A 13,303-nucleotide genomic window follows, 5' to 3' on the forward strand; every position below is an offset into this window, starting at 1 on the left:
CGGCGCGGTCAGGGGCGGAGCCGCGAATCCCCGCGGCCCCGCGCCGGTCAGTCGCGCTTCAGCTCGTGGTGCAGAGCGTCCAGGTCCGCTCCGCCCGCCATCTGCTTGGTCAGTTCGTCCAGGGTGATCTCGTCGCGTGTGTGGTTGCCCACCATGGCGCCGCGGCGCAGCAGCACGAAGCGGTCGCCGACGAGATGCGCGTGGTGCGGGTTATGGGTGATCAACACAACACCCAGGCCCGCGTCCCGTGCCGCGGCCACATATTTGAGGACCACACCGGACTGCTTGACGCCCAGGGCGGCGGTGGGCTCGTCCAGGACGAGCACCTTGGCGCCGAAGTGGACGGCACGGGCGATGGCCACGCACTGGCGCTCGCCGCCGGAGAGGGTGCCGATGGGCTGGTCGACGTCGCGCAGGTCGATGCCCATGCGCAGCAGTTCCTCGCGGGTGGTGCGGCGCATCAGATCGGTGTCCAGGCGCGCGAAGGGGCCCTTGCCCTTGCGGGGCTCGGAGCCGAGGAAGAAGTTGCGCCAGACCGGCATCAGGGAGACGACGGCGAGGTCCTGGTAGACGGTGGCGATGCCCCGGTCCAGGGCGTCGCGCGGGGAGGCGAGCCGGGTCTCCTCGCCCTCGATGCGCAGGGTGCCGCCGTCGTGCTGGTGGAGGCCCGCGATGGTCTTGATCAGGGTGGACTTGCCCGCGCCGTTGTCGCCGAGGACGCAGGTGATCTCCCCGGCGTGCACCTGAAGGGAGACGCCCTCCAGGGCGCGGACGTTGCCGTAGTGCTTGCTGACGTCGGTCAGCTCGACCAGGGGCGTGCGCTCTTCGGTGACGGTCATTTGGTGGCCTCCGCGCGCTTGCGGACCCAGGTGTTGAGCAGGGTCGCCAGGAGGAGCATCGCTCCGAGGAAGAACTTGAACCAGTCGGGGTTCCACTCGGCGAAGACGATGCCCTTGCTGGTCATGCCGAACAGCAGCGCGCCGACCGCCGAGCCGATGGCGCTGCCGTAGCCGCCGGTGATCAGGCAGCCGCCGATGACGGCCGCGATGATGTAGATCAGCTCGTTGCCGACACCCTCGCCGGACTGGACGGTGTCGAAGGAGAACAGCAGGTGCTGCCCGGACACCCAGGCGCCGAACGCGACGCCCATGTAGAGGCCGATCTTGGTCTTGGCGACGGGGACGCCGACCGCGCGGGCCGCGTCCTCGTTGCCGCCGACCGCGAAGATCCAGTTGCCGACGCGGGTGCGCAGCAGCACCCAGGAGGCGAGAGCGACCAGGCCGAGCCACCACAGCACGGTGATCTTGATGTCGACCCCGCCCAGGCTGAGCGTCGAGGCGAAGACCGCTCGGGCGCTCGGGAAGCCCTCCATGTCACCGATGGACTTGGTGGAGACGGTGTCGTCGATCAGCTTGGTGAAGCCGAGGTTCATGCCGGTGAGCATCAGGAACGTGCCGAGCGTGACGATGAAGCTGGGCAGCTTGGTGCGGGTCAGCATGAACCCGTTGAACGCGCCGACCGCCAGCGTGGCCAGCAGGGACACGCCCGCGCCGACCCAGATGTTGGCCGTCATCTGGTAGCTGAACATCGAGGAGATCAGCGCGGAGGACGTGACCATGACGCCCGCGGAGAGGTCGAACTCGCCGCCGATCATCAGCAGGGCCACGGGCACGGCCATGATGCCGATGGTCGAGGAGGCGTACAGCACGGTGCTGATGCTGGACGCGCGCAGGAAGCCGTCGGCGGCGACCGCGAAGAAGACCAGGACGGCGAGGGCGCCGACGACCGAGCCCAGTTCGGGCCGGGACAGCAGCTTGCGCAGCGGGGAGGTGCGCAGCAGGCGTTCGTCGTGGGGCCGGTCGCCGCCGGGTGCCGGGCCCCCGGTGGGCCGGATGTCGGTGGTGGTGCTCATCGGGTGCCCCGATCGGTGTACGCCGCGAGCGCGCCCGCCTGGTCCTTGGTGATGATCTGCGGGCCGGTCAGGACGGGCCTGCCGCCGCCGAGGACGTCACCGTTGTACTTGTACAGCCACAGCAGGTCGACCGCCTCGTAGCCCTGGAGGTAGGGCTGCTGGTCGACGGCGAAGCCGAGGGTGCCGTCCTTCAGCTCGGCGGCGACCTTGGCGTTGAGGTCGAAGGTGTCGACCTCGGCCTTGCTGCCCGCGTCCTCCTTGGCCTTCACCACGGTGTCGGCGTAGGGGGCGCCCAGGGTGACGACGGCGTCCACGTCCCGGTCGGCCTGGAGCTTGGCGCCCACGGCGGACTGGACGTCGGGCATGTTGGTGCCGTTGACGTAGAGCTTGCGGACCTTGCCGTGGAAGGTCTTCTCCACGCCGTCGCAGCGCTGCTCGTGGCCGACGTTGCCCTGCTCGTGCAGGACGCACAGGGCGTTCTTCCGGTGGCGCTTGTTCAGCTCCTCGCCCACGGCCTCACCGGCGATGGTCTCGTCCTGGCCGATGTGGCTGAGGGCGCCGAACGCCTTGGACTGCGCCGAGCCGGAGTTGACCGTGACCACCGGGATACCGGCCTTGTGGGCGCGGGCCACGGCCGCCTTGAGGGCGTCGGGCTTGGCGAGGCTGACGATGATCCCGTCGACCTTCTTGTCGATCGCGGCGTCCACCAGCTGGGCCTGCTGCTGGGCCTCGTCGTCGTGCGAGTACAGGAACTTGATGTTGTCCTTGATCGCCGCCTGCTTGGCGCCGCTCTGCACGATGTCCCAGAAGGTGTCGCCGTCTCCGGAGTGGGTGATCATCGCGATGGTCCAGCGGGGGGTGGTCACCGCTGCCCTGCCCTGGGCCGTGGCGGCCTTGCGGGCGTCCTCGGCCTTCTTGCCGCCGGTGCTGCTGCAGGCGGTCAGCGAGACGCAGGCGAGCAGTGCGAACGCTCCTGCCACCGTCATGCCTACCCGGTTCTGAAACCGTGCCACGAGGCCGTGCCCCTTCTTGCCGTGTTCTGAGGTGCTTTACGTGCTCTGCATGCGAGAGGGGCGGGCGGCGCACCGGTCCGGTCGTCCCGGCGGTGCCTCCACCTGCCCCCAAACACTTCAGTATCGAACACGGGGAACACTCGTCACCTGCCCGGGGCGCCCCTGACGGGGTGTTTGTCCGGACAATGTGACGCGGCCGGGGATGGCTCAGGGGCGTACGAGGAGCTGGAACTCGAAGGAATACCGGGCCGGACGGTAGGTGTGGTCGCCGTGCTCGACCGCGCGGCCGGTGTCGTCGAACGTGACGCGCCTCATGGTGAGCAGGGGGGCGCCCTCGGCCTCGGCGAGCCGGTCGGCCTCGGCGGGGGTGGCGCCGCGGGCGCCGATGGACTGGCGGGCGCTGTGCAGGGTGATCCCGGCCGAGCGCATCAGCCGGTACAGGCCGGTGGCCTCCAGCCGGGCGGTGTCGAGGTCCAGCAGGCCGAGCGGCAGATGGTTGATCAGGTACGCCATCGGCTCGCCGTGGGCCAGCCGCAGCCGCTCGACGCGGTGTACGTCGCCGCCCTCGGTGACACCGAGCGCGGCGGCGATGTCGGCGGTGGCCGGGACGACCGTGTTGACCAGGACCTTGGTGGCGGGCCGCTGTCCGGCCGCCTCCAGGTCGTCGTAGAGGCTGCTCAGTTCCAGCGGGCGCTTGACCTGGCTGTGCACGACCTGGGTGCCGACGCCCCGGCGGCGCACCAGCAGGCCCTTGTCGACGAGGGACTGGATGGCCTGGCGGACGGTGGGCCGGGACAGGCCGAGCCGGGCGGCCAGCTCGATCTCGTTGCCGAGCAGGCTGCCGGGAGTGAGGGCGCCGCGCTCGATGGCGGCCTCCAGCTGCTGCGCGAGCTGGAAGTACAGCGGCACCGGGGAGCTTCGGTCCACGCGGAGATCGAGCGGCGCGGTCGGGTCCACATCTGGTTTCGGCACGGGCCCGAGCGTAGTCCGGCGCCCGGATGACGGGAAGTCGTGAAGTCCGGTTGTCCTGACATTTTGATTGACAGGTGCACGTTGTTCCCCCTCAATGTGTCCTCATGCGCATCGGGGTCATCGGGACCGGCCGTATCGGGGCCATCCACGCCAACACACTGAGCCGCCACCGGGAGGTCGGATCGCTGATCCTGACGGACTCCGATCCGTTACGCGCGCAGGAGCTGGCGCACCGGCTGGGCGAGACCGCGGCGCCGGGCGTGGACGAGGTCTTCCACTGGGGCGTGGACGCGGTGGTGATCACCACGGCGACGGCGGCGCACGCGGAGCTGATCGGCCGCGCGGCCCGCTCCGGGCTGCCGGTGTTCTGCGAGAAGCCGATCGCGCTCGACCTGCCCGGCACCCTGCACGCGCTCGCCGAGGTCGCGGCGGCCGGGACCGTGCTCCAGATGGGGTTCCAGCGGCGCTTCGACGCGGGGTACGTCGGCGCCCGTGAGGCGGTGCGCTCGGGTCGGCTCGGGCGGCTGCACACCGTGCGCGCCCTGACCTCCGACCAGTCCCCGCCCCCGCGCGAGTGGCTGCCGCTGTCCGGCGGCCTGTTCCGGGACACCCTGATCCACGACTTCGACATCCTGCGCTGGGTGACCGGCCGCGAGGTGGTCGACGTGTACGCGACCGGCTCGGACGCCGGTCCCCCGATGTTCCGCGAGGCCGGAGACGTCGACACCGGCGCGGCCCTGCTCACCCTGGACGACGGCACCCTGGCCACGGCGACCGCGACCCGCCTCAACGGCGCCGGTTACGACGTGCGCATGGAGCTGTCCGGCGAACTCGACACGGTGGTCGTGGGGTTGGACGACCGCACCCCCGTCGCCTCCACCGAACCGACGGGCCCGCCTCCGGCCGACAGACCCTGGCCCGGCTTCCTCGAACGCTTCGGCACCGCCTACGCGTCGGAACTCTGCGCCTTCGTCGACGTGGTACGCGGTGAACGCCCCAACCCCTGTGACGGCTGGCAGGCGTTGCAGGCCCTGCGGATCGCGGAGGCGTGCGAGATCTCGCGGCACGAGCGAAGAGCGGTGGCGCTGGCGGAGGTTCCGGACCGGGTGGAGCCCTCCTACATCTGAGCCGCCCCGGACATGACCCCGCCCCGCGACTCCTGGTGTGGGGGGAAGAGTCGCGGGGCGGGTCGAACGGGGGTGTCAGCAGCCGTAGTCGACGAGGTCGAACGTGGCGTAGTGGTCGGAGGTGTAGTAGTCCTCCTCGGTCTGCTGGCCCGTGACGATGCGGCGGGCGCCGCGGGTGGATTCGCCGGGGGTCTTGACCGTGTACTCGTGGTAGTACCCGGAGGACTGGCCCGGCAGGACGCCCTCGCGGTTCTGGAAGACCACGCCGTCCTGGGAGTAGGGGTAGGGGCCGCCCTGCGCGATGAGGTCGAGGGTGTCGTGCGCCTGGGACGGCAGGGAGCCGTAGCAGATGCTGCCGACCGACGCGGTGGCCGCGTCCGCGGTGGTGGCGGAGACGGTGCCGCCGACGAGGAGGGCGGAGAGGAGGGCCGCCGCAGCGCCGATACGAGTGGTGCGTGGGGGGAATCTCATGGATTCATGATGACGCGCGTAGACACGTTCATGTCAATGACGGAGATGTGGATTTTCCCGGCAGGTCCGATGAGTTCGCACGGAGTTAACCTGCGCCAACAGGAGCTGTTCGGGCTCCTGTTGGCATCCCGTCGACCGACTAGAAAGAGCCGTACTCGGGGCGGCCGTCGAGGTCGTACGACTGGATGGAGACCCCCTTGCCGGTGACCTTGCCGCCCGCGTGCCGGAAGCGGGTGGGGACGGCTCCCTCCACGAACAGGCGGCGGCCCTCGCCGAGCACCACGGGGAAGGTCAGCAGGTGCAGGGTGTCGATCAGACCCAGGTTGACCAGCGCCCGGACCAGCGCCCCGCTGCCGTGAATCTGGAGTTCGCCCTCGGTGCGCTCCTTCAGCGCCTGGACCTCCTTGCCGAGGTCGCCGGAGAGCACGGTGGTACCGACCCACTCGGGGTTCTCGACGGTCGCGGAGACGACGTACTTCGGCAGCGCGTTCAGCTTGGCCGCGACCGGGTTCCCGGGGTCGGTGACCTTCGGCCAGTAGCCCGCGAAGATGTCGTAGGTGTGGCGGCCGAGCAGGAAGGCGCCGACCCGGCCGAAGCTCTCGTCGACGAAGCCGCCGAAGTCGTCGTCGGCGTACGGGAAGGTCCAGCCGCCCTGGCCGAAGCCGCCGCTGGTGTCCTCCTCGGGGCCGCCGGGGGCCTGGTAAACGCCGTCGAGCGAGACGAAGACGGTGGATACGAGCTTGCCCATGGGTGCCTTCTTCCGGGTGCGGGGTCGTGCTGTCAACGGTGCAGACCCCGCGCGGGACCGCAACTCATCGGTCCCCCCGGCGGGCGTCAGCCGTCCAGTTCCCGGTACCGGGCGGCCAGGCGGCTCGCGCCGCTCTCGGTGAGGGAGCCGAAGAGGCGCAGCCGGGAGATGCCGCCGTCCGGGTGGATGTCCACGCGCGCGTGCGTGCCGACGACGGGGGCCGGGAGCGGGAAGCGGTGGTTGGTGTCCGGCTGGAGCCGGGTGCGCGGCAGGATCTCCGTCCACTCGCCGCTCTCGCCGTCCCGCACCGACACCGAGGCCCAGCCCGCGCTGTTCCCCTTCAGATACGCCGTGTCGATCTCGACGGCCCGGATGCTCGCCTGCCCGGTCAGCCGGTACGTGATCCAGTCGTGGCCCCGGTCGCGGCGGCGCCGGGTCTCCCAGCCGTCGTCCATCCGCTGGGAGCGGCCGGGCCGGATGGTGTTGGCGGCCGGGGAGTAGAAGCGGTCGGAGGCGTCCTCGGCCCGGCCGCCGTTCTCCAGCGCGGCCACGTCGAAGGTGCCGAGCGTCGCCAGCCACTCCGGGTCCGGGACGATCTCGCCGTGCACGCGCAGCCGGGCGACACCGCCGTCCGGGTGCTGGTTCAGCTTCAGGTGGGTGAAGCGCTGGGGCGCGGAGACGGTGAAGCCGTTCGCCGCGTGGCCGCCGACCGGGGTGCGCGGGACGAGCGTCGTCCACTTCACGCCGTCGCCGAGCAGTTCCTCGGGGGACGGGGTGCCGGGCGCCGAGGTCGCCTCGACGGAGACGGCCTGCGGGTGGTTGCCCCGGAAGTGCGCGGTGTCCACGACGATCCCCCGGATCACTCCGGGTGTGCCGAGCCGGATCAGCGCCCAGTCGTGGTCGTCGGCGCCCGGCCAGGGCTCCTCGGCGCTGGTGCCGCGTCGGCGGCGGGTCTCCCAGCCGTCCATGATCTTGCCCTTGTGGCCGAAGCGGCCGGGCTCGAACTCGGCGTGGTGGGGCAGCAGCAGGTTCTCCCGCTCAGCGAAGAACTCGTCGTTGGCGGCGATCACTCCGGCCCCCAGGCGCCGGTCGGCGAGGTCGGGGTGGTGGGTGAAGGGGAAGTCGGCGGTGCGGTAGTCCGCGTAGGGGTCGCCGCCGCCGTAGGGAGCCGCGTCGCCGGTGAAGTGGGGCGGGGTGGGGGGTTGCTGCGCCGTCACGGTGATCGGGGGTCCTTTCGGCGGGGGGATGCGGGGCTCAGCCGCCACGGGTGAGCAGGCGGCCCTGGGGCTCGGTGAACTCACCTTGGCTGTACACCTGTTGGCCGCGCAGCCAGGTGGACCTCACCACACCGTGCAGGGTCTTCCCGGCGTACGCGGTGACCGGGTTGCGGTGCTGGAGGCGGCCCGGGTCCACGGTGAAGGTGTCCTCCGGGGCGAGGACGGCGAAGTCGGCGTCCCGGCCCGGCGCGATGGCGCCCTTGCGGTCGAGACCGGCGAGCGCGGCGGTCCGGGCGGACATCCAGCGCACCACGTCGGTCAGTTGGTGTCTGCGGGTCCGTGCCTCGGTCCAGATCGCCGGAAGGCTCAATTGGAGGCCGGAGATGCCGCCCCAGGCGGTGGCGAAGTCCGGTGTCTTGAGGTCGGCGGTGGAGGGCGAGTGGTCGGTGACGACGCAGTCGATGGTGCCGTCCGCGAGCGCCTGCCAGAGCAGGTCACGGTTGGCGGCCTCACGGATGGGCGGACAGCACTTGAACTCGCTCGCCCCGTCCGGGACTTCCTCGGCGCTCAGGGTGAGGTAGTGCGGACAGGTCTCCACGGTGACCCGGACGCCGTCCGCGCGGGCGGCGGCGATCAGCGGGAGCGCGGCGGCGGAGGAGAGATGGAGTACGTGCACGCGTGCGTCCAACCGCCTTGCCAGGTCCAGCAGTTGAGCGATGGCGTCGGTCTCGGCCGCGTGTGGGCGGGAGGCGAGGAAGCCCGCGTACGCCGGTCCGGCGGGGGCGTCCGTGAGGTGGGACGGGTCTTCGGCGTGCACGATCAGCAGTCCGCCGAATCCGGCGATCTCGCCCAGGGAACGGGCCAGTTGGGCACCGTCCAGCTGCGGGAACTCGTCCACGCCGGACGGCGAGAGGAACGCCTTGAACCCGAACACCCCGGCCTCGTGCAGCGGGCGCAGGTCCTTGACGTTGCCCGGCAGCGCGCCGCCCCAGAAGCCGACGTCGACATGGGTCCGCCCCTCGGCCGCCGCCCGCTTCACCCGGAGGTGGTCGACCGTGGTGGTCGGCGGGAGGGAGTTCAGCGGCATGTCGACGAGCGTGGTGATGCCCCCGGCCGCCGCCGCGCGGGTCGCGGTCCAGAAGCCCTCCCATTCGGCACGGCCGGGGTCGTTGATGTGTACGTGCGTGTCGACCAGGCCGGGCAGCAGGGCGTCGTCATCCAGTTCGACGGCCGGAATTTTCGCCTCGTACGGCAGCACGGCCTCGATCGTCCCGCCTGCGACGGTGACCGTCGCGGGCCGCATTCCCTCCGGGGTGACGACACGCGTGGAACGCAGCGCCAGCTCGACGTCGGACACCCGAAACCCCTCTCCGCCGTTCACGTCCAGGAAACGGTGTTAACACCCATGTAACGGACTTCAACGTTCTGTTGAAGGAGTCTTGCCGCACGCTCGGGCGCGAGTCAAGGGTGCCAGGCACTGAGGCCGGCCCGTGTGCCTGCATGCTGTTCCCATGACACCCGACCGAGCCCCCCGCCACCCCCGAGTCGCCGGGCTGCTGCTCGCCGCCGGAGGAGGGCGGCGGCTCGGCGGGAGCCCCAAGGCCCTCCTGCGCCACAACGGCGCCCTGCTGGTCGAGCGGGCGGCGCGCGCCCTGTGGGAGGCCGGGTGTACCCGCGTGCACGTGGTGCTCGGGGCGGGAGCCGAAGAGGTGCGCGCACAGGCCGAGTTGAGTGGATGCGTGATCGTGGACAACCCCGGCTGGGACGAGGGGATGGGGTCCTCCCTCCGCGTCGGCCTTCGCTCCCTCACGGGCACGGACGCACGCGGCGCTCTCGTGAGCCTCGTCGATCAGCCGGGCATCAGCCCCGAGGCGTACGCACGGGTGCTGGACTCCTTCACCGGCGAGACCTCCCTCGTGTCGGCCGCGTACGGCGGAAGGCGCAACCACCCGGTGCTGCTGGGCGCCGCCCACTGGGCCGGTGTGGCCGCGGCCGCCCAGGGTGATCAGGGGGCCCGCGCGTATCTGCGGCGGCACTCCGCCGAGATCCGGCTCGTGGAGTGCGGGGACGTGGCCGAGCCGTACGACATCGACACCGGGGCCGACCTCGGCAGGCTGCGCCCCGGCGGGGCCCATTGAGCTTCGGCGATCAGGAAATTACGCTGCCCAGTCCGACCCGCCCGCCACGGAGGAAGTGACCGCTCATGTCCGCACCCGCGTCCCCGCCGGTCGTCGTCGACGCCGAGCCGCTCCCCCGCCAGGAGGAGGTCCTCACCGGCCCGGCGCTGGACTTCCTCGCGGAGCTGCACCGGCGGTTCACCCCGCGCCGGAACGAACTCCTGGCCCGCAGGACCGAGCGCCGCGCCGAGATCGCCCGTACCGGCACCCTGGACTTCCTGCCCGAGACGGCCGATGTCCGGGCCGACGACTCCTGGCGGGTGGCCCCGGCGCCGCCCGCGCTGCAGGACCGCCGGGTGGAGATCACCGGCCCGACCGACCGCAAGATGACGGTCAACGCCCTCAACTCGGGCGCCAGGGTCTGGCTCGCCGACTTCGAGGACGCCTCCTCCCCCACCTGGGAGAACGTGATCCTCGGCCAGCTCAACCTGACCGACGCCTACGCGGGCCGCGTCGACTTCACCGACGCCCGCAGCGGCAAGTCGTACGCGCTGCGCCCGCAGGAGGAGCTGGCGACGGTCGTGATGCGTCCGCGCGGCTGGCATCTGGACGAGCGGCACCTCGTGGGCGCCGACGGGGAGCCGATTCCGGGCGCCCTGGTCGACTTCGGCCTGTACTTCTTCCACAACGCCGCCCGCCTGCTGGAGCTGGGCAAGGGCCCCTACTTCTACCTGCCGAAGACCGAGTCCCACCTCGAAGCCCGGCTGTGGAACGACGTGTTCGTCTTCGCGCAGGACCAACTCGGCATCCCACAGGGCTCCGTACGGGCCACCGTGCTGATCGAGACGATCACGGCCGCGTACGAGATGGAGGAGATCCTCTACGAACTCCGCGACCACGCCTCCGGGTTGAACGCGGGCCGCTGGGACTATCTGTTCTCCATCGTGAAGAACTTCCGTGACGGCGGGCCGGAGTTCGTGCTGCCGGACCGCAACCTGGTCACGATGACGGCGCCGTTCATGCGCGCGTACACCGAACTCCTCGTCCGCACCTGCCACAAGCGGGGCGCGCACGCGATCGGCGGGATGGCGGCGTTCATCCCGTCCCGCAAGGACGCCGAGGTGAACAAGGTGGCCTTCGAGAAGGTGCGGGCGGACAAGGACCGTGAGGCGGCCGACGGCTTCGACGGCTCCTGGGTGGCCCACCCGGACCTGGTATCGATCGCCATGGAGTCCTTCGACAAGGTGCTCGGCGACCGCCCGCACCAGAAGGACCGGCTGCGCGAGGACGTCCACGTGGAGGCGGCCGACCTGATCGACATCGGCTCGCTGGAGGCGAAGCCGACGTACGCCGGGCTGGTCAACGCGGTGCAGGTCGGCATCCGGTACATCGAGGCGTGGCTGCGCGGGCTCGGCGCGGTGGCCATCTTCAACCTGATGGAGGACGCGGCCACCGCCGAGATCTCCCGCTCGCAGATCTGGCAGTGGATCGACGCGGGCGTGGTGTTCGAGAACGGTGAGCGCGCCACCCCCGAGCTGGCCCGCTCGCTGGCCGCTGCCGAGCTGGCGGCGGTGCGGGCAGAGATCGGCGCGGAGGCGTTCGCGGCCGGGCACTGGCAGGAGGCGCACGACCTGCTGCTGACGGTGGCGCTGGACGAGGAGTACGCCGACTTCCTCACCCTTCCGGCCTACCGGCGGCTCACCGGCTGAGCGGCCTCACTTGTCCGAGTGGCCGAGGGACCGCTCCGGCGCCACCCGGTCGCGCACCAGCCGCTTGACCGCCGTGGGCTCGGGAAAGCCCTGCTCACGGCGGTCCCAGACCGGTTCGCCGTCCACCCGGACGACGAAGACGCCACCGGTGCCGGGCTTGAGGGCGAGTTCGCCCAGCTCGGTCTCGAAGGTGGTGAGCAGCTCCTGCGCCAGCCAGGCCGCGCGGGGCAGCCAGCGGCACTGGGTGCAGTACTCGATCTCGACTCGGTGACTCACGAAGGTCCTTTCATCCCAGGTGTACCGACCAGTCCTGTTCCGCCGCGGGACGGCCGTGCAGGTCGGGGACCCGCTTGAGCCAGTCCGGGCGCCCCCGCTGGGACCGCTCGGCGCGGGCGGCCTCCTCGGCGGCGAGTTCCGCGCGGTCGGGGAAGTCGGTGGGCAGCCACTCGGCGGACAGCCGGGCGCGGGCCAGCAGGTGGTCGACGTAGGCGGCGCGGGCCTCGTCGGGGGTGGCGAAGGCGGGATCGTCGGTGAGCCAGGCGTCGGGCACCTCGGCGAGGATGCCGCGCAGCAACTCCTCGGTGACCTTCGGGGCCAGCTCGGCGTCGGCGGCGCGCACGTCGGGGCCGTACTGGCCGAGGGCGTGGTGGCGGAAGTCGTACTTCCGGCCGGGGTCGGTGGTGTCCCAGCGGTGGTGGAAGACGAGGGCGGCGCCGTGGTCGATGAGCCACAGGCGCGGGGGCGCGATGCCGAAGGTCGGCCAGACCATGAGGTTGGAGCTGTGGACGGTGCGGTCCACGTTGGCGGTGAGCGCGTCCAGCCAGACGATCCGGCCCGCCTCCAGCGGGTCCACCGGGAAGTGCCGGGCCAGCTCGGGGGTGAGGTCGCGGGCGCCCGGGAGATAGTCCATGCCGAGGTTGACGCCCGCGCTGGCGGCGTGCAGCTCGCGCACCTCCTGGTGCGGCTCGTCGGCGGCCACGACGGGGTCGAAGTGCACGAGCACCAGCTCGGGGAAGCGCAGGCCCAGGGCGCGGGCCAGCTCACCGACGATCACCTCGGCGACCAGCGCCTTGTGGCCCTGCGCGGAGCCGGTGAACTTCACGACGTAGGTACCCAGATCGTCGGCCTCGACGACTCCGGGCACCGAGCCGCCGGAGCGCAGGGCCGCGACGTAGCGGGTCGAGGTGACATCTCGCACGCTTCCCACCTCCCACATGAAGTGACCATAGTAACCAAGGGTGATCACCAGGGAGAGGGTGACGGGCGAGGCAGGCCGGGCGGCCCCGGATCTGCGCGCCCTGTCAGGTCACGTCGGGACGAGCCGCGGAGTCCAGTCGGGCGTAGACCACGACGTTGTCGCTGTAGTGATGGTCGGCGTCGGTGTAGTCGCCTCCGCAGGTGATGAGCCGGAGTTCGGCGTGGTCCGTGTTGCCGTACACCTCCAGGCTTGGGAAGTGGTCCTTGGGGTACTGAGCGGTCCTGGTCACCGTGAAGGCGGCCGTGGTTCCGTCGGCTCGGGTGACGTCGATCCGTCGGCCGGGGCGGAGCCGGGCGAGGTCGAAGAAGACGCCTTCGCGACCGTTCCAGGTGACGTGCCCGGCGATGACCGCCGGTCCGCGCGCGCCGGGTGCGACGCCCCGTTCGTACCAGCCGGCCTTGTCGGGGTCGCGGGGCTTTCCCAGGACGCCGTGGTCGTCCAGGCCGAGCCGTTCCAGGGAGGTCGAGACGTCCAGGGAGGCGATGGTCAGCCTCGTGGGCGGGGAGGCGGGCATCGTGGGCTCCGGCGTCGCTCCGTCCGCCCCCGGTGTCGCCGAGGGGGCCGGGCTGGCGTCGGTGGCGGGCGGTCCGGCCACCGTGTCGGGCCGCCCGGGTGGAGCGGGTTCCTGACGGGCGAATCCGGTGCCCAGCAGGACTCCGGCCACCAGCAGCAGCACGGACGCGGCGGTCAGCAAGGCCGCCCGGCGGGGATGCCGCCGGGCGGTCCCTTCAGCCGCCGGGGTCGTCTCCGGCATCCGCG

The 13,303-nt window shown here is 71.4% G+C and carries 14 protein-coding genes; 3 read left to right on the forward strand and 11 right to left on the reverse strand.

Annotated elements, in window-relative coordinates; all coding sequences use genetic code 11:
- Positions 1 to 47 precede the first annotated feature (47 nt).
- The 4 genes from ACI2LY_RS06400 to ACI2LY_RS06415 form a co-directional block, all read right to left on the reverse strand.
- Complete coding sequence (locus tag ACI2LY_RS06400; RefSeq protein ID WP_404706140.1) at positions 48 to 839, reverse strand: ATP-binding cassette domain-containing protein; 792 nt, start codon at positions 837 to 839, stop codon at positions 48 to 50.
- Complete coding sequence (locus ACI2LY_RS06405) at positions 836 to 1,912, reverse strand: ABC transporter permease (RefSeq protein ID WP_404706141.1); 1,077 nt, start codon at positions 1,910 to 1,912, stop codon at positions 836 to 838. The genes ACI2LY_RS06400 and ACI2LY_RS06405 overlap by 4 nt, the downstream gene beginning before the upstream one ends.
- Positions 1,909 to 2,925 carry a sugar ABC transporter substrate-binding protein gene (locus tag ACI2LY_RS06410; protein WP_404706142.1) on the reverse strand — a complete coding sequence of 339 codons (1,017 nt, stop codon included), beginning with the start codon at positions 2,923 to 2,925 and terminating at the stop codon, positions 1,909 to 1,911. The genes ACI2LY_RS06405 and ACI2LY_RS06410 overlap by 4 nt, the downstream gene beginning before the upstream one ends.
- Positions 2,926 to 3,132: 207 nt before the next feature.
- Positions 3,133 to 3,882, reverse strand: coding sequence for a GntR family transcriptional regulator (locus tag ACI2LY_RS06415; protein ID WP_389003165.1), 750 nt, complete (start codon positions 3,880 to 3,882; stop codon positions 3,133 to 3,135).
- A 119-nt stretch (positions 3,883 to 4,001) separates the two neighbouring features.
- On the opposite strand from ACI2LY_RS06415, the gene ACI2LY_RS06420 reads away from it, so the two are divergent.
- Positions 4,002 to 5,024, forward strand: a complete 1,023-nt coding sequence (locus ACI2LY_RS06420) for a Gfo/Idh/MocA family oxidoreductase (protein ID WP_389002330.1) — start codon at positions 4,002 to 4,004, stop codon at positions 5,022 to 5,024.
- 75 nt (positions 5,025 to 5,099) lie between these two features.
- On the opposite strand, the gene ACI2LY_RS06425 is transcribed toward ACI2LY_RS06420, so the two are convergent.
- The 4 genes from ACI2LY_RS06425 to allB form a co-directional block, all read right to left on the reverse strand.
- Positions 5,100 to 5,495 carry a ribonuclease domain-containing protein gene (locus ACI2LY_RS06425; RefSeq protein ID WP_404706143.1) on the reverse strand — a complete coding sequence of 132 codons (396 nt, stop codon included), beginning with the start codon at positions 5,493 to 5,495 and terminating at the stop codon, positions 5,100 to 5,102.
- A gap of 139 nt (positions 5,496 to 5,634) precedes the next feature.
- Complete coding sequence (locus tag ACI2LY_RS06430; protein ID WP_404706144.1) at positions 5,635 to 6,243, reverse strand: dihydrofolate reductase family protein; 609 nt, start codon at positions 6,241 to 6,243, stop codon at positions 5,635 to 5,637.
- Between the two features lie 86 nt (positions 6,244 to 6,329).
- Positions 6,330 to 7,460, reverse strand: coding sequence for an allantoicase (gene alc, locus ACI2LY_RS06435; protein ID WP_404706145.1), 1,131 nt, complete (start codon positions 7,458 to 7,460; stop codon positions 6,330 to 6,332).
- 37 nt (positions 7,461 to 7,497) lie between these two features.
- On the reverse strand, positions 7,498 to 8,817 hold the full coding sequence (allB, locus tag ACI2LY_RS06440; RefSeq protein WP_404706146.1) for an allantoinase AllB: 1,320 nt from the start codon (positions 8,815 to 8,817) through the stop codon (positions 7,498 to 7,500).
- 154 nt (positions 8,818 to 8,971) lie between these two features.
- Here allB and ACI2LY_RS06445 point away from each other — a divergent pair, with 154 nt between their 5' ends.
- Positions 8,972 to 9,598 carry an NTP transferase domain-containing protein gene (locus tag ACI2LY_RS06445; protein WP_404706147.1) on the forward strand — a complete coding sequence of 209 codons (627 nt, stop codon included), beginning with the start codon at positions 8,972 to 8,974 and terminating at the stop codon, positions 9,596 to 9,598.
- Positions 9,599 to 9,663: 65 nt separating this feature from the next.
- Positions 9,664 to 11,286 (forward strand): malate synthase A, encoded by a 1,623-nt coding sequence (gene aceB, locus ACI2LY_RS06450; RefSeq protein WP_404706148.1) that lies wholly within the window; start codon positions 9,664 to 9,666, stop codon positions 11,284 to 11,286.
- Positions 11,287 to 11,292: 6 nt separating this feature from the next.
- On the opposite strand, the gene ACI2LY_RS06455 is transcribed toward aceB, so the two are convergent.
- From ACI2LY_RS06455 to ACI2LY_RS06465, 3 genes are all read right to left on the reverse strand, one after another.
- Positions 11,293 to 11,562 (reverse strand): SelT/SelW/SelH family protein, encoded by a 270-nt coding sequence (locus ACI2LY_RS06455; RefSeq protein WP_404706149.1) that lies wholly within the window; start codon positions 11,560 to 11,562, stop codon positions 11,293 to 11,295.
- Positions 11,563 to 11,572: 10 nt separating this feature from the next.
- Positions 11,573 to 12,502 (reverse strand): HipA family kinase, encoded by a 930-nt coding sequence (locus ACI2LY_RS06460; RefSeq protein WP_404706150.1) that lies wholly within the window; start codon positions 12,500 to 12,502, stop codon positions 11,573 to 11,575.
- An 85-nt stretch (positions 12,503 to 12,587) separates the two neighbouring features.
- Positions 12,588 to 13,298 (reverse strand): class F sortase, encoded by a 711-nt coding sequence (locus ACI2LY_RS06465; RefSeq protein ID WP_404706151.1) that lies wholly within the window; start codon positions 13,296 to 13,298, stop codon positions 12,588 to 12,590.
- Between the last annotated feature and the right edge of the window lie 5 nt (positions 13,299 to 13,303).

This window comes from Streptomyces sp. NPDC002176 (assembly GCF_044903645.1).
Taxonomy (GTDB): Bacteria; Actinomycetota; Actinomycetes; order Streptomycetales; family Streptomycetaceae; genus Streptomyces.

Excerpts from the sequence above, each read along its gene's own strand:
- ACI2LY_RS06400 (WP_404706140.1), bottom strand. The coding sequence starts at position 839 with ATGACCGTCACCGAAGAGCGCACGCCCCTGGTCGAGCTGACCGACGTC.
- ACI2LY_RS06405 (WP_404706141.1), bottom strand. The coding sequence starts at position 1,912 with ATGAGCACCACCACCGACATCCGGCCCACCGGGGGCCCGGCACCCGGC.
- ACI2LY_RS06420 (WP_389002330.1), top strand. The coding sequence starts at position 4,002 with ATGCGCATCGGGGTCATCGGGACCGGCCGTATCGGGGCCATCCACGCC.
- ACI2LY_RS06425 (WP_404706143.1), bottom strand. The coding sequence starts at position 5,495 with ATGAGATTCCCCCCACGCACCACTCGTATCGGCGCTGCGGCGGCCCTC.
- ACI2LY_RS06430 (WP_404706144.1), bottom strand. The coding sequence starts at position 6,243 with ATGGGCAAGCTCGTATCCACCGTCTTCGTCTCGCTCGACGGCGTTTAC.
- ACI2LY_RS06445 (WP_404706147.1), top strand. The coding sequence starts at position 8,972 with ATGACACCCGACCGAGCCCCCCGCCACCCCCGAGTCGCCGGGCTGCTG.
- aceB (WP_404706148.1), top strand. The coding sequence starts at position 9,664 with ATGTCCGCACCCGCGTCCCCGCCGGTCGTCGTCGACGCCGAGCCGCTC.
- ACI2LY_RS06460 (WP_404706150.1), bottom strand. The coding sequence starts at position 12,502 with ATGTGGGAGGTGGGAAGCGTGCGAGATGTCACCTCGACCCGCTACGTC.
- ACI2LY_RS06465 (WP_404706151.1), bottom strand. The coding sequence starts at position 13,298 with ATGCCGGAGACGACCCCGGCGGCTGAAGGGACCGCCCGGCGGCATCCC.